Raw genomic sequence first — 18,782 nt, 5'->3', positions numbered from 1 at the left:
ACCGTGCGCATCAACGTCAGCGTCCGCGACGCGCGGAGCCCCAAGACGCCGGCGGCCGTCGTCGTCGAGGCCGAGCCGTCCGCCCGCGTGGGGGAGCTCGCCGCGGAGTTGGCCCGGGTCGTGTCACCTCACGGCGTGCCCGGGATGCCCGCGCTGTACGTCGGCCCGCACCCCGCGGACCCGGCGGCGACGCTGGCGGAGGCAGGCGTACGGGACGGGCTCGACCTGGGCCTCGGCGTTCCGCCGCCCGTACGGGAGGACGCCGAGGGCACGGTCGAGCTCCGGGTGGTGAGCGGCCCCGGCGCCGGCACGATCTACCGGCTGCCGCCGGGTGACTACGACATCGGAAGCGCTCCCGCCTGCCGGGTCCGCCTCGACGGGGCCGCTCCCCCGGTGGCCGTGCGCGTCCTCGTCCGGGTGGACGCCTCCGTCGAGGTCACTCCGGTGGGCGGCGCGCTGCTGGACGGCGCGACCCTGTCGGGCGCCGCCGCCTGGCCCGAGGGCAGCCAGCTGGAGGCGGGCGCCAACCTGCTGGAGCTGTCCACGGCGACGCAGAACCGGGCCCCGCTGACGCCCGACGGGCTGGGCCTGGAGTTCAACCGGCCGCCGCGCTTCGTCCCCGATTCTCCGGCGCCGCACTTCCAGCTGCCGGCGCCGCCGGACAAGCCGCAGCGGCGCGTCGTGCCGCTGCTGCCCATCCTGCTGGTGCCCGCGCTGGCCGCCGTCGTCGCGATCGTGGTGACCGGTACGTGGGCGTTCGTCTTCTTCGCGCTGCTCTCGCCGATCGGCGCGCTGCTGACCCAGTCCGGCAACCGCAAGCAGAGCCGGATCGGCTACGCGGACCAGCTCGCCGAGCACGAGAAGCGTGTGGCCCGCGTACGCACCGACGTCACCGCCGCCGTGCTGGCCGAGCAGCACAACCGGCGGCTGGCGCTGCCCGACCCGGCCTCGCTGCTGCGGATGGCCGCGCTGCCGTCCGAGCGGCTGTGGGAGCGCCGCCGCCGCGACCCCGACTTCCTCACCGTCCGCGTCGGCACCGCCGACGTGCCCGCCACGATCACCGTGGAGGACCGGGCGCTGGAGGAGTACCGGCGGCGGACCTCGCCGATGCTGAAGGACGTGCCGGTGCCGGTGTCCGTACGCGACGGCGGCGTGGTGGGCCTGGCCGGGGAGGCGGCCGTGTCCCTGGCCGGCTGGCTGGTGGCCCAGGCCGCCGTCCTGCACAGCCCGGCCGACCTGCGCATCTGCGTGCTGACCTCGGCCGCGGGCGAACAGGCCTGGTCGTGGACGCGCTGGCTGCCGCACACCCGGCCGCAGGGCGAGGACACGTACGCGTTCGTCGGCACCGGCGCGGAGTCGGTCGCGCGGCGGCTCGGTGAGCTGGGCCGGCTGGTGGCCGACCGGCTCGCCGCGGGCGCCGACCCGTCCGCCCCGGCGGTGCTCGTCGTCATGGAGGACGCCCGCCGCGTGCGCACCCTGCCGGGCGTCGTGACGCTGCTGCGCGACGGCCCGTCCGTCGGCGTCCACACCGTCTGCCTGGCGGCCGAGGAGCGGCTGCTGCCCGAGGAGTGCGGCGCCGTCGTGGCCCCCGGCGAGGGCGGTCTCGCCGTACGGACCCGCGGCTCCGTCGCCATGACGCGAGTACGCCCCGATTCGCCCCGCCCCGACTGGTACGACGAGGTCGCCCGCGCCCTGGCTCCCCTGCGCGCGGCGGGCCGCTCGGAGGAGGCCGGGTCCACGCTGCCCGACGCCGTCCGGCTCCTGGACGTCCTGCGCGTCGAACCGCCCACCCCCGACGCGATCCTGGCCCGCTGGACGGCCTCAGGACGCGGCACCCGGGCCGTCCTCGGCACCGGGCTCGACGGCGACTTCGCCGTGGACCTGGTACGCGACGGCCCTCACGCGCTGATCGCCGGGACGACCGGCTCCGGCAAGTCCGAGCTGCTCCAGAGCCTGGTGGCCTCCCTCGCGGTGGCGAACCGGCCGGACGAGATGACGTTCGTGCTGGTCGACTACAAGGGCGGCAGCGCGTTCGCCGAATGCGCGGAGCTGCCGCACACGGTCGGCCTGGTGACCGACCTCGACACCCACCTCGTCGAACGCGCGCTGGTCTCGCTGGGCGCGGAGCTGCGCCGCCGCGAGCGAGTGCTGGCCGGGGCCGGCGCCAAGGACCTGCCCGACTACCAGGACAAACGCGCCCGTGACGGCTCTTTGGCGCCGTTGCCGAGGCTGCTGCTGGTCATCGACGAGTTCGCCTCGATGGTCCGGGAGCTGCCGGACTTCGTCAGCGGGCTGGTCAACATCGCGCAGCGCGGGCGCTCGCTCGGCATCCACCTCGTCCTCGCGACCCAGCGGCCCGCGGGTGCGGTGACGGCGGACATCCGGGCCAACACGAACCTGCGCATCGCGCTGCGCACCACCGACGTCAGCGAGAGCCGCGACATCATCGACGCGCCCGACGCGGGCGAGATCTCGACGCGTACGCCGGGGCGGGCGTACGCGCGGCTCGGGCCCGCCGCCCTGCTGCCGTTCCAGGCCGGCCGGGTGGGCGGCCGGCGGCCGGCGTACGAGGTGAGCGCCGCAGGCGCCGCGGTGCGGGCGGTGCGGGTGGACTGGCGGGAGCTCGGCGGGCCGGTCGCCCAGGCCCCGGCCCGCGCGGTCGCCGCCGGCCAGGACACCGCCACCGACCTGGCCGTCCTCACCGAGGCGATCGCCGCGGCCGCCCGTACGGCGGGCATCCCCCGCCAGCCCAGCCCCTGGCTGCCGGCCCTGCCCGAGACCCTGCACCTGTCCGACCTGAGCCCGGTGAACGCGACCCCCACGGGACGACCCGCGCCCACCGGCGCCGCCGCGGACGGGGCCGCTGTGGGTGAGGCCGCGCTGCCGGCGGTCGGTTACGGGCTGGTGGACCTGCCCGGCGAGCAGCGCCGCGCCGAGCTCGTCCTCGACCTCGACCGCGCCGGCCACCTGCACGTCATCGGCTCGCCGCGCACCGGCAGGTCCCAGGTCCTGCGCACGCTCGCCGCCGCACTCGCCCGCGCGCACGGCGCCGCGGACCTCCACCTGCACGGCATCGACTGCGGCAACGGCGCGCTGAACGCCCTGACCGCGCTTCCCCACTGCGGGACGGTCGTCGACCGCACCGAGATCGAGCGCCTCGGAAGGCTGCTCGACCGGCTCGTGGCCGAGCTCACCGCCCGCCAGGCCCTGCTCGGCGGACGCGGCGTCGCCGACCTGGCCGAGCTGCGCCGCCTCCTGCCGCCGGGCGAACGGCCGCCGCACGTCGTCGTGCTGCTGGACCGGTTCGAGGTGTTCGAACGCGACTACGCCGTCCACGACAACGGCAGCTATCTGACGCGGCTGGTCCGCCTCATGCGCGACGGCGCCGCCGCCGGCATCCACCTCGTGCTCGCCGGTGACCGGCTGCTCGGCTCCAGCCGGTACGCCGGCACCACCGAGGACCGGATCGTGCTGCGGCTCAACGACCGCGGTGACTACAACGTGATCGGGCTCAGCGCCAGGAACGTGCCCGAGCAGCTGCCACCCGGCCGCGGCATCAGGGCGCGGGACCTCAGCGAGGTCCAGATCGCCGTCCTCGGCCCCGACCTGACCGGCGCGGGCCAGGCCCGGGCGCTGGCGGCCCTCGGACAGGAGCTGACCGCCCGCGAGAGCGGCGTGCCGGCCGAGCGGCGGCCGATGCGCCTGGACGTGCTGCCCGACCGGATCTCGTACGCCGAGGCCCGTGCGCTGCGCGGCCCCGGCGGGCTCTCCCCCACGCGGCCGATGGTCGCCGTCGGCGGCGACACGCTCACGGCGCTCGGCCCTGACCTGGCGGAGATCCCGACCTTCGTGGTCGCCGGGCCGCCCCGCTCGGGGCGCAGCACCGCGCTGGCCGCCATCGCCTCGTCGCTGCTGGAGGCGGGCGCGGGGCTGATCGTCCTGACCCCCGCGCGCTCGCCGCTGCGGCGGCTGTCCGGGGCGTCGGGTGTCGCCGCCGTCCTCGCGGACGCGGAGATCACGCAGGCTGCCTTCCGCGAGGCGCTGCGCAAGGTGCCCGAGGAGTACGGCGTCATCGTCGTGGACGACGCCGAGCTGCTCGCCCGCTCCGACCTCGAACCGGACCTGACGCTGCTCGCCCGGGGCGGCGCGGGCCCCGGCTGGGGCGTGGTCGCGGGCGGCAACGCCGAGGTGCTCTCCACGACCCTGGGCGGCTGGATCGCCCAGGTCAAGCGCAACCGGTCGGGCCTGCTGCTCTCGCCGCAGAACTTCGCCGAAGGAGAGCTGGTGGGCGTGCGGTTGTCCCGGGGCGTCATCGGCCGGCCGCCGCAGCCGGGACGCGGCCACCTGCACCTGGGCGACGGCACCCTGCGCACGGTCCAGGTCCCGGACACCCGTTTCGAGGAGTGACACGATGATCTTCACGTACGGCCGGCGCGTACGCGTGGGCCTGCTGGCCGCCTGTCTCCTGCTGGGCACGTCCGCCTGCGGGAAGACCCTCGTCCTCGTCGACTCGGGGCCCGCCGCCTCGGGGTCCGCCGCCTCGGCCCCGTCCTCGCCCGTCTCGAACACCGGCCTGCGACTGGTCGGCGGCACGGCCGCGGAGCACGGCCTGAGCGGCGACGGCGGGACCCCGGTGGGCGCGATACCGCAGCCGCAGCCGGCCAAGTGGGTGCAGCTCTCCGTCGCCTCGTCCGACGCGGTGGGCGCGTACCTGGCCGATGTGAACGGCTCGACCCTCTACCGCACCGACCACGACGCCCCGGGCGTGTCGAGCTGCGCCGACGCGTGCGCGCTGGTCTTCCCGCCGGTCACCATCCGGGAGGGCGGCAAGATCTACCTCTCCCCGGGGGCCGACCCGTCCGCCGTCGCCGCCATCCGGCGCGCGGACGGGACCATCCAGCTCACCGTCGGCGGCCGGCCCGTCTACCGCCACACGGGCGACACACGACCAGGCGACATGCACGGCCAGGGAGCCGACGGCGCCTGGTACCCCATCGCCCCCACCGGAGCCAAGGCCACGCCCCACTGATCCCCACTACGGTGACCGTCGTGGGAACAGGCTCCTCCGACACCGGCAGGCCCGGCTGTCAGGACCTGCCGAACGGCGGCGGCCGGCCCCTCATCGCTCCGCGACCGGGACGGGCGTGGTCAGGTCGCAGATGTCGCGAGCGTTCTGATCGTGAAGTCGATTGCCGTGGTGAGCCGTTGGGGGTCGTGTCCGGCGCGTTCGCGTACGCGCAGGCCAAGCACCGTCGTGAACAGCAACTCCACCGCGGCGTCGACGTCCAACGTGGCGGGCAGGTCGCCGTCGCGGATCCCGCGGCGGAGCAGTGACGCCAGGGTTTTCCTGGTGACGTCGAACGCGGCCTCGGTTTTTCGCTGGACCTCAGGGTCGGTGGTGCCGAGTTCGGCAGCCGTGTTGACCACGAAGCAGCCGCGACCGGCCTCGTGGGTGATCATCCAGATCAGCCACTCCCGCAGAATTTCGAGGCTGGGGCCGGGGGCGCTGAGCTGCTCTTCGGCTTGCGTGGACTCCGTCGCCCGATAGTGATCCAGCGTCCGCAAGAACAGTGTGCGCTTGTCGTTGAAGGTGCGATACAGGCTGCTCTGCTTGAGTCTGAGCTCGGCGCCCAGATCGCGGACGGACGTGGCGTTGTAGCCGCGACGCCAGAACAGGTCGGTCGCCTTGGCGATCACGTCCTGCTCGTCGAACTCCCTGGGCCGTGCCATGCTCACCACCCTACCGACGTTGTGGAGCGATCGCTCCCGTATTAGGGTGTGCCGTCGTATGGGAGCGATCGCTCCCGAATGAGTGAGGGGAGATTCGACGTGACGGCAACGGACCCTGCGCTGACCGGGCGAGACGCGTCAGCGAGGAATCATTGGATCGCGGTGTCCGCCGTGGCCTTCGGCACATTTCTCCTGGTGACGGCCGAGCAGCTCCCCATCGGGCTGCTCACCCCCGTCGGATCGACACTGTCGGTCTCTGAAGGTGCGGCGGGCTTGATGGTCACGGTCCCCAGCATCGTCGCCGCCGTCGCGGCGCCGTCGGTCCCGGTACTCGTCGGCAGGATGGATCGCCGGCTCTTGCTCGTCGCCTTGATGGGCCTCATGACGCTCGCGAACCTGGCCTCCGCCCTGGCCCCGAACTATCCGCTCCTGATCGCCGCCCGCGTGCTGGTCGGGGTGGCGATCGGCGGGTTCTGGGCCGTCGCCGGCGGTCTGGCCGTCCGGCTCGTCCCCGCCCCGCTCGTGCCGCGGGCCACGGCGATCATCTTCGGCGGCGTCGGCGCGGCGAACGTCTTCGGCGTCCCCATCGGCACGATGATCGGCGGGCTGGCGAGCTGGCGGATCGCGTTCGGCGCGCTGAGCGCCCTCGCACTGGTCGTGCTGGTCGCCTTGCTGGCCGTGCTGCCACCGTTGACCGCCGCTCAACCCGTCGGCCTGCGGCGGCTCGCCGACCAGTTCCGCAACCAGGGCGTCCGGACCGGCATCGTGGCGACCTTCCTGCTCGTGACCGGCCACTTCGCGGCCTACACGTTCATCAGCCCCGTGCTGCGGGACCTGTCCGGCATCGACGAGCGACTCGTCGGACCACTGCTGTTCGCATTCGGCATGGCGGGCGTCGCAGGGAACTTCGTCGCGGGTGCCACCGTGGCGAAACGGCTCCATCGCACGGTCCTCACCATCGCCGCCACCTTGGGAGTGACCCTGCTGCTCTACCCCATGGCAGGGCTCACCGCCGCGGGCGGGGTGACGCTGCTCGCCATCTGGGGCCTGGCGTACGGCGGGGTCTCCACCAGCCTTCAGACGTGGATGATCAAAGCCGCGCCCCAGGCGGTCGAGGAAGCCTCCGCTCTATGGGTGGCGGTGTTCAACCTCTCGATCGGTCTCGGCGCGCTGGCCGGCGGCACCATCGTCGACGCCCTGCCGCTCCAGGGCATCCTCTGGCTCGCCGGCGTCCTCGTCCTGATGGCCGGAGCGGCAGTGTGGAGCGCACGCCGAATCGACAGCCTTGGCTGACCGTCTCGCCGATCACGTTCGCCGCCACCGAATCCCCGAGGACGGCCGAGCCGTACGGCGCGTCCTCCCGAGGCCGCCCTGACCGCCGACCGGCCGTCCCGGAGCGTCGATGGGCGGTGACGGCTCGTCACGGGTGATGATGGTCGTTCATCGAGCAGGATCTTCGGGCGGAGCCATATATGCAGATCGGTGTTGTCTTTCCGCAGACCGAGATGGGCGGGGACGTCGGCGCGGTGCGCGCGTACGGGCAGCGGGTCGAGGAGCTGGGTTTCCGGCACCTCATCGCCTACGACCACGTCGTCGGCGCCGACCCCGCCGTGCACAAGGGCTGGCAGGGCCCCTACGACGTGCGGTCCACGTTCCACGAGCCGATGGTGCTCTTCGGCTTTCTCGCCGCGATCACCTCGCTGGAGCTGGTCACCAGCATCATCATCCTGCCGCAGCGGCAGACGGCCCTGGTGGCCAAGCAGGCGGCCGAGATCGACCTGCTGACGTCCGGGCGGTTCCGGCTCGGTGTGGGGCTGGGGTGGAACGCGGTCGAGTACGAGGCACTCGGCCAGGACTTCGGCACCCGGGGCAGGCGCGTCGAGGAGCAGGTGGAGCTGCTGCGCCGGCTGTGGACGGAGGAGTCGATCACGTTCGAGGGCCACTTCGACCGGGTGACGGGCGCGGGGCTGGCGCCGCTGCCGGTGCAGCAGCCGATCCCGCTCTGGTTCGGCGGGCAGTCGCCCCGGGCGTACCGGCGGGCCGGGCGGCTGGCCGAGGGCTGGTTCCCCCAGATGGGGCCGGGCCCGGAGCTGGACGAGGCGAAGGCCATGGTCGAGCAGGCCGCCTCCGAGGCGGGGCGCGACCCGTCGGCGCTCGGCATGGAAGGCCGTCTGGCCTGGACGCGCGACGCGGACGAGCTGGCGGCCACGGCCCGCGAGTGGGAGGAGTCCGGTGCCACGCACCTCGCGATCAACACCATGAACGCCGGTCTGCGCTCCCCCGACGACCACCTCGCCGCCCTGGCAACCGCCGCCGAGGCACTGGGCCTGTCCAAGAAGTGACGTCATTCAGGCGACGCGAAGGGCTACCCCTGCGCGAGGGGTGGCCTTTCTGCGTGATCGGCCGCCGCCGGTACGGCGAGCCGGCCGGGTCAGGAGGCGATGACGTCGGATTCGGCGAGGATGCGAAGGTGTTCGAGCACCTGCTGCGAGGTGTCGGCGAGGGGCTGGATGCAGACGTGGTCGGCGCCCGCGTCGAGGTGGGCCCGTACGCGCTCGATCACCTTCTCCGGCTCGCCCCACACCACGATGGCGTCCACCAGCGCGTCGCTGCCGCCGTCGGTGAGGTCGGCGTCGTCCCAGCCGAGGGCGCGCAGGTTGTTCACGTAGTTGGGCAGGGCCAGGTAACGCGAGGTGAACCGGCGCGCCACATCCCGCGCCCGCTCAGGGTCGGTCTCCAGCAACACCGTCTGCTCGGGCGCCAGCACGGGCTCGGGGCCGAGGGCCTCACGGGCGCGGGCGGTGTGCTCCGGGGTGACGAAGTACGGGTGCGCCCCCTGCGCCCGCCGCGCCGCGAGCTCCAGCATGTTCGGCCGCAGCGCCGCCAGCAGCCGCGGCACCGGCTCCGGGAGCGGGCCGATGTACTCGGCCTGGTCCATGCCGTCGAGGTACGCGCGCATCGCCGAGACGGGCTTGCCGTAGTCGTGCCCCCGGGTGTTCACCAACGGCGCGTGGCTCACGCCCAGGCCGAGCACGAACCGGCCGTCGTACGCCTCGGCCAGGGTGTTCGCGGCGTTCGCCGCGGCCACCGCGTCGCGGGACCAGATGCTGGCGATGCCGGTGGCGACCATCAGCGACCGCGTCCCGCTCAGCAGCACCGCCGCGTGCGTGAACGCCTCCTTGCCGGACGGCACCTCACCGATCCAGAGCGTGCCGTAGCCCAGGCTCTCGATCTCGGCGGCGGCGTCCCGCTCGAACGCCGCCGACTCCCCGCCCAGCGTGCCGTTCCAGACCCCGACCCGCCCCATGCGCCGCTTCAGCGCCGCGACGTCCACACTTCCGGCCATCCCACTCCACCCACCTTGCTCGTCGCCTGAGTCACAGCACTGCACATCTGCCCCGATACAGCCAAGCACCGCCCCTGTTTAATCCCAGGGATGCCCAACGGATGATGCGGATGCGGACGATGTCGGTGCGGTGGAGGGTGACGCCGTAGGAGAGGTTCCTCTTCTCTGCCCGCTGAAGCTCAGCGGTCCTTGATGCGGGCGAGCAGCGGCGGGGACCAGTGCTCGGCGTACGCCGCCCGTAGGCGCGGCAGGCGCCAGTCGCGGCCTGACACGACGCCGCGGCACAGGCCGGCGCCGCACCGGCACTCCATCGACCAGCTCTCCACGCCGGTGTGCGTGGCGTAGTCGATGGTCAGCTCCTCCCCCGGCGCGACGGCGCGCCGGGCCACCACCGTGGTCGCGTCACGGTGCCAGAGGTTGGGGTCGCAGGAGTGGTTGCCGTGGCTGACCGGGTGATCGACGTCGAGCAGCAGGTGGACGCCCTCCGCGACGGTCAGGCTGCTGTACGGCGTGGCCAGCCGGGCCAGGGCCGCGTCGTCGATGACCTGACCGCCGAAGCGCATCACGACCTCCTCGCGGCGGATCGGCGCGACGGCGAACAGCCCGGTGCCGTGGATCGTGGACGGTCCGCTCACGGCACTCGGCGTGAGCCAGCAGGTTGAGGCGTACGTTTCACTCATGGCCCGAGTGTGGCCTCTCTCTTGCTTTGTCGATTGCCGGCGCCGCTGACCTGCCGTTCGCCAGTCGCATCCGGCGTGGTCACCGTGATCGGGTATGCCGTCGCACGTTGTCCTGTCCGGGCGTACGTGGCGGTTGCGCCTTCACATCGGCACCATCGACTTCAGGACAGAGCGGATGGAGGCGTCTTCGAACGCACATCGCTGTAGTGCGCAGACGTAGCGCACCATGAACGGTTGGCCATCCTCCGTCACGGTGAGCAGCACGATTTCGCCAGTGGGGAAGCTTTCCATGTCGGGGGCGTACTCGACATAGGAAATACGCAGCAGGTAAGCCGCCGCACCGGCGCCCACTGCCACTCTCTCGCGTTCCTCCAGGACGACCTCGCGGTAAACGTCGCGGACGTACGTGAGATGCTCCTCCACCGCTTCTTCCCGAGGCTCCGTGCGGGAGCAGGGACACGTGATAGTCAGCCCACCAACCGAACGGCCACCATGGCGGCTCCGCCGTCATGACCATCGGCGGGCGCAAGTCAGCATCGACATCGACTCGCCAGCCTGCCGGATAGCCGACGCGAAGGCCTTGAGCGACGTGGTACCGCACCTGCGGCCCCAGCCTGTCGGCACCCGCCAGCAGACAGACCATGACGACCGCCAGGAGAATCCGCAGGACCCGTCGCGTTCTTACCGCCACCTCGGGGTTCTCAGAAGACGAGCCGGGAGATCGCACGTTCATCGGGCTCCTTCCTCTCACCCGATCATCTCGCCACAACAGAGGAGAACTCGCCACCTGCTTCGCCGGATCGCCGGAGAACGCGCCACTTCGGAGGAGAAGCCGCACCGAGCCTACGAGCGGCCGCCGACACCTGGTCGTTTTCTTTCTTTTCGGATCTACCTCCCAGTACGCGGCTAATCTGATCGCGACATGGAAAGATCGTCCGACCCTTGCGGAGTGGTGCTGTGACCGTCCATCGCGCGCCGGAACACGGGCAGCTCGGTGAACACCGAATCTTGAGTGTCCTGGGGGAGGGCGGTCAGGGCACGGTCTACCTGGGCGAGTCCCCCGGCGGCCTGCGCGTGGCGATCAAAGTCCTGCACCGCAAACTCGCGGCCGACCCCGAGACGCGGCGCCGGTTCCTGCGCGAGGCGGAGGTCGCGGCGCGCGTCGCCGCCTTCTGCACGGCCCGGATCATCGGCACCGGTCTGGTGGACGGACAACCGTACATCGTCAGCGAATACGTCCCCGGCCCGTCCCTGGACGAGCTGGTCAGACGCGACGGGCCCCGGACGGGCAGCGGCCTGGAACGGCTGGCGGTCTCCACGCTGACCGCGCTCGCCTCGATCCACAACGCCGGCGTCGTGCACCGCGACATCAAGCCGGCCAACGTGATCCTCGGCCCGGAGGGGCCGGTCGTGATCGACTTCGGCATCGCCCGCGCGTTCGACCACGTGACCACCAACACGCGGGTGACCGGCACGCCGTCGTACATGTCGCCGGAGCAGTTCGCCAACCTCCCGCTCACCCCGGCCTCCGACATGTTCTCGTGGGCCGGGTGCATGGTCTTCGCCGCGACCGGGCACAGCGCCTTCCCCGGCTCGGCGATCCCCGTGGTCCTCCACGGCATCCTGAACGGCGAGCCCAAGGTGTCGGGCGTGCCGGAGCCGCTGCGTCCCCTGGTGCTCGCCTGCCTGGCCAAGGACCCGGCGGCCCGCCCGTCCGCCGACCAGGTGCTGCGCGCCCTCACCGGCGGGCCCCTGCCACGGTCGCACAACGAGCACAACATCACCAACGCTTCCGGGCTGTCGCGCCCGCGGCGTTCCAAGGGGGCGGTGCTCGCGGTGGCGGCCGGGGCCACGGCGCTGCTCGTGACCGCGGGTGTGCTGGTGGTGCCGCCCTGGCTCAGCAGCCGGGAGGAGCCGGTCGTCGCGCAGGCGAACCAGTCGTCGCCCGCGCAGCCGAGCCTGCCGGCGGTCGCGAAGCCGCTCTCGTCGTCGGTCGCGAAACCGCTCCGGTCGCCTGCCGCGGAGCCGAGCCGAACGCCGGCCGCGAAGCCGAGCCGATCGTCGGCCGCCAAGCCCAGCCGGTCAGCGACCGCGAAGCCGAGCCGGTCGCCCGCTGGGAAATCGGTCCAGCCGGAGAGCCCCCCGGCCCGCGTGCGGCCGGGAGAAACGCTCGATTTGGGAGCGCTCCCGCATATCGCTCTCACCGACGGGTTCTCCGCGGACACCTCCGGCCGGTACGCCACCTACCGGCCGTTCCCCGGGGAGGAGCTGCCCACGGTCACCGTCGGCGACGGGCGCTTCAGGGGTACCGGCACGGAGCCGTACTTCGGCCTGATGGCCGGGGGGAAGACGCTCGCCTCCGACCAGGCGCTCAGCGTGGTGACCATAGGCGCGTTCGCCGAGAGCGGCCGGCAGGAGGACAGCGTCTTCGTCGGCTGGATCAAGGACGGCCGCGACTACGCCACCGCCTGGTACAACAACACCCGCGGGACCACCGGGTTCGACGTGCGCGTGAACGGCGAGTTCCTCGACGTGGCGGACCAGATCCCGGCCACCCTGGAGCCGGGAGACCGCCTCGCCGTGCTGCTGACCGGTGAAACGCTCACGTCGTACGCCCAGCACGCCGGCACGTGGCGCCGCCTGTACGACACCTCCATCGCCGGCGCGCTGACGACCGCCGAGATCCGCGGCCGTTTCCGCTACGGTTTCGGCCTGCGCGCCACCACTGGGACGATCACCGTCACCAGGGCGGAGGGCCGGAGCACCCGACCGTAGGAAAGCCGTAAGAGATCCGTAAACCGCCCCCGCGAAGCTGGGGTCACCCGAGCGGGGCGGACAGCCCCCACCTGAGAGGAGTCGACGATGACGAGCAAACTGGTGGTCGCGGCGTTCGTGTCGCTGGACGGTGTGATGCAGGCTCCCGGGGGTCCGGGCGAGGACGACGACAACGGCTTCCCCTACGGCGGCTGGCTGGCCCCGCACGTGGACGAGGGCTTCGGCGAGATCATGGGCGGGGTGTTCGCGAACGCGACCGGCATGCTCCTGGGCCACCGGTCGTACGACATCCTCGCCTCGCACTGGCCCGACGTCCCCGACGAGGAGGGCGGCTGGATCAACGACATGAACAAGTACGTCACCACGCGCGAGCCCATGACCGCCGAGTGGCGCAACACCGAGGTGCTGGTGGGCGAGGCCGCCGAGACGGTCGCCGAGCTGAAGAAGCGCACCGACGGCGAGATCGTCACCCAGGGCAGCAGCCGGCTCATCCACTCCCTGCAGCAGGCCGGCCTGGTCGACGAGTACCGCCTGCTGGTCTTCCCCGTCGTGCTCGGCGTGGGCAAGCGGATCTTCGCCGAGGGCACGGCCGCGGCCGGCCTGAAGCTGACCGGTACGCGGTCCACCGGCTCCGGGGTCGTCTACGTCACGTACGAGACGACGGGCGAGCCGGTCATCGGAAGCGTCGCCTGAGGGTGCCGAGCCCGGCGCGGGGCCGGGCTCGGCGGGATCTCAGTAGCGCAGGTTACGCAGGTAGTCGTACCCCACCTCCGACGTACGCCGCGGCGTGACGTCGGGGGTGTCGTTCTCGACGATGTACTCCCGCACGCGGTGCGCCTCGAACACGCGCCGGAAGTCGATCGTCCCGGTGCCGAGGTCGGCCATGTCGCCGTCCAGGTGCCTGTCCTTGACGTGGTACTGCAGCACGCGCTGGGGCGCGTCGCGGATCACGTCGATGGCGAAGCCCACCGGGTCGGCGGCGCCGACGCCGACGCCGCCGGTGACCGCCCAGTAGATGTCGATCTCCAGGTGGACGAGTTTCGGGTCGAGCTCGCTCGTGAGCACGTCCCAGGGTGTCGTGCCGCCACCGAGGTCGGTGGTGAACTCGTGGGCGTGGTTGTGGTAGCCGTAGTGCAGCCCGGCCGCCCGTGCGGCCTCGGCCTCGACGTTCATCCGCTCGGCCCAGCCCTTCCAGTCGTCCAGGTTGCTGGAGTCGAGGTAGGGCACCACGATGTAGCTCTGGCCCAGGGTCAGCGCGTTGGAGATCTTCGCCTCCAGCGCCGCGTCGTCGGGGCTGATGCCGTCGTGGCTGGAGGTGGCGTGGACGCCGAGCCCGTCGAGGAACTCCCGCAGCTGCGCCGCCGTACGCCCGAAGTAGCCGAGCGCGAGCTCGACCTTCGGGTAGCCGATCTCGGCCAGGTAGGTGAGCGTGGCGTCGTAGTCCCTGGCCAGGTCGTCGCGGACGCTGTAGATCTGGATGCTGATCTGGCCCGGGGGCACGCGCCTGCCCTTCGGCTTGGGGCCGGACGCGGCGGCGGCCGGTGACATCGAGGTGGCGGCGAACGCGGCCGCGCCGAGCCCGAGCCCCGCGGCGAGCAGGCCGCGCCTGGTCGGACGGTAGCCGTAGCACATGGGTGGATCTCCTATTCGCTGGGCCGGAGCACGACCTGGTCGCTGCCGCTCAGCTCCGGAAGGTCGCCGGTTCCCTGGTCGGTGTACTCGGCGATGAAGACGGCGCTGAGGTTGTCGGTCTCCGGGTCGTGGCCGCCGGCGGTGGTCTGGAAGCTGCCGGTGCAGCCGCGGGCCATGCTCAGGTTGTGGCTGTGATCGTCGTGGCCGAGGTTGTAGTTGACCACCACGTCGTCGCAGTTCACCGGCTGGTCATCGGTGACCCGGACCTCGAACTGGACGACATCGCCGAACTCGAACGGCTGGCCGGTGACCGGCTGGACGAGCTCCACGACCGGCGCGTTGTTGCCGATCACGATCCGCACCGACGTCGCCGCCGACATGCCGGCGCTGTCGCTGACCCGCAACGTGGCGTCGTAGACGCCGTTCTCGGTGTACGTGAACGATGCCGCGGGCTCACGCGAGTCGACCTTGCCATCGGCGTTGAAGTCCCAGGCGTACCTGAGCCGGTCACCGTCGGCGTCGCTCGTGCCCTCGCTGGTGAAACTGACGGCGAGCGGGGCCTGGCCGGCCGTCACCGACGCCTGTGCGGCGGGGATCGGGCTGTGGTTGCCCGTGTGGCCGATGTAGTCGATACGGGAGAGCTGGGCCGTATCGTTCACCTCGAAGTAGTCGTTGCCGTATTCGAGCACGTAGAGCGCCCCCTCGGGGCCGAACTCCATGTCCATCGGGGCGTCGAAGAAGACCGAGGGCAGCACGTCCTCGATCCGCCCGTCAGGGTGGAACGCCTTGATGTAGTCGCGGGTCCACTCGTAGAAGAGCGGCACACCGTCGTAGTACTCCGGCCAGGCCACGGGATTCTTGCCGCGCGCGTCACGCGGGTCGTAGTCGTACACCGGCCCGGCCATCGGCCCGATGCCGCCGGTCTCCAGACCGGGGAACTTCTCCGACAGCGCATACCCGTACCACACGTCCGGCTGCACGACCGGGGGCAGCTCGCGCAGGCCGGTGTTGTGCGGCGACTCGTTCACGGGCGCGGCGCAGTCGAACGGCTCGCCCGACTCGCCGGTCGCGAAGTCGTAGTCGACGTACGGGAGCTCCGCCGTCGCGCAGTACGGCCAGCCGTAGTTCGCGGGCTTGCGGATGATCGTCCACTTGCCCTGCCCCGCCGGGCCGCGCTCGGGATCGGGCTGGCGCGCGTCGGGCGAGTAGTCGGCGACGTACAGGTCGCCGTTGGTCCGGTTGAGCTCGATGCGGAACGGGTTGCGCAGACCCATCGCGTAGATCTCGGGCCGGGTCTTCTCCGTGCCGGGCGCGAAGAGGTTGCCGTCCGGGATCGTGTACGAGCCGTCCGCACCGACCTTGATGCGCAGGATCTTGCCGCGCAGGTCGTTGGTGTTGGCGGAGCTGCGCTGGGCGTCGAACGCCGGGTTGCGGTCGGCGCGCTCGTCGATCGGCGCGAAGCTGTCCGAGGCGAACGGGTTGGTGTCGTCGCCGGTGGCCAGGTAGAGCAGGCCCTTGGCGTCGAAGACGATGTCGCCGCCGACGTGGCAGCAGATGCCGCGGTCCACCGGGACCTCGAGGATCTGCTGCTCGGTGCCGAGGTCGATGGTCGAGCCGGTGAAACGGAAGCGCGACAGCCGGATCTGGCCCTTGAAGGGCTCGAAGTCCTCCGGCGTACCGGTCTCCGGGGCGTCGCCCTCGTTGACGTCCGGCGTGGACGGGTCGTCCTCCGGGGTGTCGAGCGGCGGGGAGTAGTAGAGGTAGACCCAGTCGTCCTTCTTGGAGCCCTTGCCGAAGCCGGGGCTCAGGGCGATGCTCTGCAGCCCCTCCTCGTCGTGCTGGTAGACGTCCATCTCCGCGGCCAGGGTGTTGAGCCCGGTCTTCGGGTCGTGCAGCCAGACCTCGCCCTGCCTGGTGGTGTGCAGGACGCGGGAGTCCGGCAGGACCGCGATGTCCATGGGCTCGCCGGGATGGTCGTTGAGCGTGACCTTCTGGAACTGGTCGTCGGGGGGCGGTGCCACCGCGGTGGTGGCCCCGGCGGCCTGCGCCACCGTGGCCGGCAGGAGGAATGCCGCGGCCGTCAGCGCCGCGATCACGGTTCTCGCTCTCACGCCTCTCCTTCGGTCTACTCGGGGGATAAGAGAGGGCAAAACAACGTGAATGTAACCCGGCTTACGCCGATCGAGTAGGGCCTAATTGCGGTTGATCGCCCAACTTCCGCCTTCGATCGACCGAAGGGTCCCGCACAAGGGAAGATCCACTACCGAAAAACTATTCCGGTATTCTCGTGAGGGCGTTACTCTGAAAGAGTCAGATGTGTCCGGTCCGGCACTGTTTGACCGACCCCGACCGAAGGACCGCCCCGATGGGCTGAGGTGATGACCACAAGCCACGACGCCGCACTCGAACCCCACCGCCTCGCCGACCCGGCGATCGGCCCGGCCCCCGCCTGGGCGCCACCCGAACAGGTGCTGTACGTCGACCACACCCTGCGGGTCACCTGCGCGGTGATGCCCGGCCCGTCGGTCATCAGGCTGTCCGGCGAGATCGACGGCGGCAACAGCGACGAGCTGCGGCGTACGCTGGAGCGGGCCCGGCTCATCGACGACGAGCTGATCGTCGACCTGGCCGGGGTGAGCTTCGCCGACGTCGCCGCGGTCCGCGCGCTGCGCGACTTCGCCGCCGGCGGCGACGTGGAGGTGCGCAACGTCCCCCACCAGATGCGGAGGTTGATGAGCCTGATCGGCCTGGCGTCGCTCTGACCACGCTCAGTGCCCGCCGGGGACGGTGAGCCCTGTCTCGTACGCGGCGATCACCGCCTGCACGCGGTCGCGCAGTCCAAGCTTGGTGAGCACGTTGCTGACGTGTGTCTTCACGGTGTGCTCGCTGACCACCAGCTCCCGCGCGATCTCCGCGTTCGACAGGCCGCGCGCGATGAGCCGCAGCGTCTCCCGCTCGCGGGCGGTGAGCGCTGCCAGCCGCTCCGGCGGCGGCCCGGCCGGGCGCGGGGCCGCCGCCCTGGAGGTGAACTCGGCGATCAGCTTCGTGGTGATCGCCGGCGCGAGCAGCGACTCTCCGGCGGCCACCACCCGGACGGCGTGCACGAGGTCGTCGCGGCGCACGTCCTTGAGCAGGAACCCGCTCGCCCCGGCGCGCAGCGCGTCGTAGACGTAGTCGTCCAGGTCGAACGTGGTGAGCATGAGCACGCGGCAGTCGCCCTCGCCGCACACGACGCGGGCCGCCTCGATGCCGTCCATGACCGGCATGCGGATGTCGAGCAGCAGCACGTCGGGACGGTGCTCCCGGACGGCGGCGACCGCCTGCGCGCCGTCGCCCGCCTCGGCGACGACCTCGATGTCCGGCTGGGCGTCGAGGATCATGCCGAACCCGGCGCGGACGAGCTCCTGGTCGTCGGCCACCACCACGCGCACGGTCACGCCGTCACCCCCTGCACCGGCAGCCGGACGCTCACCCGGAACCCTCTCCCGTCGGCGCGCGGCCCGGCCTGCGCGCTGCCGCCGCACGCGGCTGCCCGCTCGCGGATGCCGATCAGCCCGTTGCCGCCCGAGGGCAGGCCCGGGTCGCGGCCCCGGCCGTCGTCCGTGATGTCGATCATGAGTTCGCGTTCCTGCCAGGTGAGTGCGATGCCGGCGCGGGCGCCGCCCGCGTGCTTGACGACGTTGGTGAGGGCTTCCTGAGTGATCCGGTACGCGGCCACCTCGGCGTCGGGTGACATCGGCCGCGGCTCGCCCGCCGTGGAGTATGTCACCTCCAGCCCGGTCGCCCGGACCTGGTCGGCCAGCCCGGGCAGGGCGGCGATCGTCGGCTGCGGCGCGCGCGGGCCCTCGCCCTCCTTGAGGACGTTGAGCATGCGGCGCAGCTGCTCCATCGCGTCGCGCCCGGCGGCGGCGATGGCGTCGAAGGCGGCCACGGCCCGCGCCGGGTCGCCCTCCACCGCCAGCGGCCCGGCCTCGGCCTGGACCACCATGACGCTGACGGCGTGGGCGAGGATGTCGTGCATGTCGCGGGCGATCCTGGCCCGCTCCCGTTCGGCGGCGCGCTCGGCCTCGATCTCGCGCTCGCGGGCGAGCTGGGCGGCCCGCTCCTCCAGCGCCGCAGCCCGGGCGCGGGAGGCCGCCGCGGCCCGGCCGATGGCGTACGCGGCCACGAAGAGCACGATTCCGCGCATCGCGGTCTCCCACGAGCCGACCATCAGCAGTCCGCCGCCGATCGTCACGGTGAACATGGCCACCCGCGTCACCCGCCCGGAGTAGGCGGCCACCGTGTAGAGCGCCACCAGCCCGCCGTACCAGATCGGCTGGGCGGCCACCTCGTCGACCAGGTCGTAGCTCTCGCCCAGGACGAGCGAGACGATCAGGACGACCGCGGGCGCGCGCCGCCGCCAGGCCAGCGGCACCGTGGCGGCGATCACGGAGGCGTACCCCCACCAGTCCCAGGACCCGCCGTACGGGTTGTCGCGGAACAGCAGCGGCCACAGCTGGGCGACCAGCGCCGCGGCCGCGAGCGCGGAGTCCACCCAGATCGGCGGCAGCGCGTTCGCCCATCGGCTCAGCCGCGCGAGAACCCGTAACTCGGACATGGCATCCCATGGTGCCGGG

General features: G+C 72.1%; 15 protein-coding genes. 7 read left to right on the top strand and 8 right to left on the bottom strand.

The window, feature by feature from the left end:
- The first annotated feature begins 3 nt into the window (after positions 1 to 3).
- Positions 4 to 4,407 carry an FtsK/SpoIIIE domain-containing protein gene (locus ACIBP6_RS33235; protein WP_397057777.1) on the top strand — a complete coding sequence of 1,468 codons (4,404 nt, stop codon included), beginning with the start codon at positions 4 to 6 and terminating at the stop codon, positions 4,405 to 4,407.
- Positions 4,408 to 4,411: 4 nt separating this feature from the next.
- Positions 4,412 to 5,029: a hypothetical protein gene (locus tag ACIBP6_RS33230; protein WP_397057776.1), complete on the top strand. Its 618-nt coding sequence runs from the start codon at positions 4,412 to 4,414 to the stop codon at positions 5,027 to 5,029.
- 119 nt (positions 5,030 to 5,148) lie between these two features.
- On the opposite strand, the gene ACIBP6_RS33225 is transcribed toward ACIBP6_RS33230, so the two are convergent.
- Entirely contained in the window at positions 5,149 to 5,697 is a 549-nt protein-coding gene (locus ACIBP6_RS33225; RefSeq protein WP_397057775.1) for a TetR/AcrR family transcriptional regulator, read from the bottom strand.
- Positions 5,698 to 5,892: 195 nt separating this feature from the next.
- On the opposite strand from ACIBP6_RS33225, the gene ACIBP6_RS33220 reads away from it, so the two are divergent.
- Together ACIBP6_RS33220 and ACIBP6_RS33215 are read left to right on the top strand one after the other, a co-directional pair.
- On the top strand, positions 5,893 to 7,023 hold the full coding sequence (locus tag ACIBP6_RS33220) for an MFS transporter (protein WP_397057774.1): 1,131 nt from the start codon (positions 5,893 to 5,895) through the stop codon (positions 7,021 to 7,023).
- Between the two features lie 179 nt (positions 7,024 to 7,202).
- Positions 7,203 to 8,072: an LLM class F420-dependent oxidoreductase gene (locus ACIBP6_RS33215; RefSeq protein ID WP_397057773.1), complete on the top strand. Its 870-nt coding sequence runs from the start codon at positions 7,203 to 7,205 to the stop codon at positions 8,070 to 8,072.
- A gap of 89 nt (positions 8,073 to 8,161) precedes the next feature.
- Here the strand turns inward: ACIBP6_RS33215 and ACIBP6_RS33210 are convergent, their stop codons facing one another.
- The 3 genes from ACIBP6_RS33210 to ACIBP6_RS33200 form a co-directional block, all read right to left on the bottom strand.
- Complete coding sequence (locus tag ACIBP6_RS33210; RefSeq protein WP_397057772.1) at positions 8,162 to 9,076, bottom strand: TIGR03620 family F420-dependent LLM class oxidoreductase; 915 nt, start codon at positions 9,074 to 9,076, stop codon at positions 8,162 to 8,164.
- A gap of 179 nt (positions 9,077 to 9,255) precedes the next feature.
- Positions 9,256 to 9,756, bottom strand: a complete 501-nt coding sequence (locus ACIBP6_RS33205; protein ID WP_397057771.1) for an SET domain-containing protein — start codon at positions 9,754 to 9,756, stop codon at positions 9,256 to 9,258.
- 141 nt (positions 9,757 to 9,897) lie between these two features.
- Entirely contained in the window at positions 9,898 to 10,179 is a 282-nt protein-coding gene (locus tag ACIBP6_RS33200) for a hypothetical protein (RefSeq protein WP_397057770.1), read from the bottom strand.
- Positions 10,180 to 10,764: 585 nt separating this feature from the next.
- Between ACIBP6_RS33200 and ACIBP6_RS33195 the strand changes: the two genes are divergently transcribed.
- On the top strand, positions 10,765 to 12,531 hold the full coding sequence (locus tag ACIBP6_RS33195; RefSeq protein WP_397057769.1) for a serine/threonine-protein kinase: 1,767 nt from the start codon (positions 10,765 to 10,767) through the stop codon (positions 12,529 to 12,531).
- Between the two features lie 87 nt (positions 12,532 to 12,618).
- Positions 12,619 to 13,224 carry a dihydrofolate reductase family protein gene (locus ACIBP6_RS33190; protein WP_397057768.1) on the top strand — a complete coding sequence of 202 codons (606 nt, stop codon included), beginning with the start codon at positions 12,619 to 12,621 and terminating at the stop codon, positions 13,222 to 13,224.
- Between the two features lie 39 nt (positions 13,225 to 13,263).
- Here ACIBP6_RS33190 and ACIBP6_RS33185 read toward each other — a convergent pair whose 3' ends face one another.
- Together ACIBP6_RS33185 and ACIBP6_RS33180 are read right to left on the bottom strand one after the other, a co-directional pair.
- Positions 13,264 to 14,163: a sugar phosphate isomerase/epimerase family protein gene (locus ACIBP6_RS33185; RefSeq protein WP_132611312.1), complete on the bottom strand. Its 900-nt coding sequence runs from the start codon at positions 14,161 to 14,163 to the stop codon at positions 13,264 to 13,266.
- An 11-nt stretch (positions 14,164 to 14,174) separates the two neighbouring features.
- Positions 14,175 to 16,274, bottom strand: a complete 2,100-nt coding sequence (locus ACIBP6_RS33180) for a PQQ-dependent sugar dehydrogenase (RefSeq protein ID WP_397057767.1) — start codon at positions 16,272 to 16,274, stop codon at positions 14,175 to 14,177.
- Between the two features lie 267 nt (positions 16,275 to 16,541).
- On the opposite strand from ACIBP6_RS33180, the gene ACIBP6_RS33175 reads away from it, so the two are divergent.
- Positions 16,542 to 16,925 (top strand): STAS domain-containing protein, encoded by a 384-nt coding sequence (locus ACIBP6_RS33175; RefSeq protein WP_397057766.1) that lies wholly within the window; start codon positions 16,542 to 16,544, stop codon positions 16,923 to 16,925.
- 6 nt (positions 16,926 to 16,931) lie between these two features.
- Here ACIBP6_RS33175 and ACIBP6_RS33170 read toward each other — a convergent pair whose 3' ends face one another.
- Positions 16,932 to 17,600, bottom strand: a complete 669-nt coding sequence (locus ACIBP6_RS33170) for a response regulator (RefSeq protein ID WP_397057765.1) — start codon at positions 17,598 to 17,600, stop codon at positions 16,932 to 16,934.
- Positions 17,597 to 18,763 carry a sensor histidine kinase gene (locus ACIBP6_RS33165; RefSeq protein WP_397057764.1) on the bottom strand — a complete coding sequence of 389 codons (1,167 nt, stop codon included), beginning with the start codon at positions 18,761 to 18,763 and terminating at the stop codon, positions 17,597 to 17,599. Before ACIBP6_RS33165 ends, ACIBP6_RS33170 begins: the two co-directional genes overlap by 4 nt.
- Between the last annotated feature and the right edge of the window lie 19 nt (positions 18,764 to 18,782).

Source organism: Nonomuraea terrae (assembly GCF_044465245.1).
Taxonomy (GTDB): Bacteria; Actinomycetota; Actinomycetes; order Streptosporangiales; family Streptosporangiaceae; genus Nonomuraea; species Nonomuraea terrae.
Note: the sequence above shows the minus strand (reverse complement) of the source record. Positions and strands in the feature narration are given on the sequence as shown.

Excerpts from the sequence above, each read along its gene's own strand:
- ACIBP6_RS33230 (WP_397057776.1), top strand. The coding sequence starts at position 4,412 with ATGATCTTCACGTACGGCCGGCGCGTACGCGTGGGCCTGCTGGCCGCC.
- ACIBP6_RS33215 (WP_397057773.1), top strand. The coding sequence starts at position 7,203 with ATGCAGATCGGTGTTGTCTTTCCGCAGACCGAGATGGGCGGGGACGTC.
- ACIBP6_RS33210 (WP_397057772.1), bottom strand. The coding sequence starts at position 9,076 with ATGGCCGGAAGTGTGGACGTCGCGGCGCTGAAGCGGCGCATGGGGCGG.
- ACIBP6_RS33205 (WP_397057771.1), bottom strand. The coding sequence starts at position 9,756 with ATGAGTGAAACGTACGCCTCAACCTGCTGGCTCACGCCGAGTGCCGTG.
- ACIBP6_RS33190 (WP_397057768.1), top strand. The coding sequence starts at position 12,619 with ATGACGAGCAAACTGGTGGTCGCGGCGTTCGTGTCGCTGGACGGTGTG.
- ACIBP6_RS33185 (WP_132611312.1), bottom strand. The coding sequence starts at position 14,163 with ATGTGCTACGGCTACCGTCCGACCAGGCGCGGCCTGCTCGCCGCGGGG.
- ACIBP6_RS33175 (WP_397057766.1), top strand. The coding sequence starts at position 16,542 with ATGACCACAAGCCACGACGCCGCACTCGAACCCCACCGCCTCGCCGAC.
- ACIBP6_RS33165 (WP_397057764.1), bottom strand. The coding sequence starts at position 18,763 with ATGTCCGAGTTACGGGTTCTCGCGCGGCTGAGCCGATGGGCGAACGCG.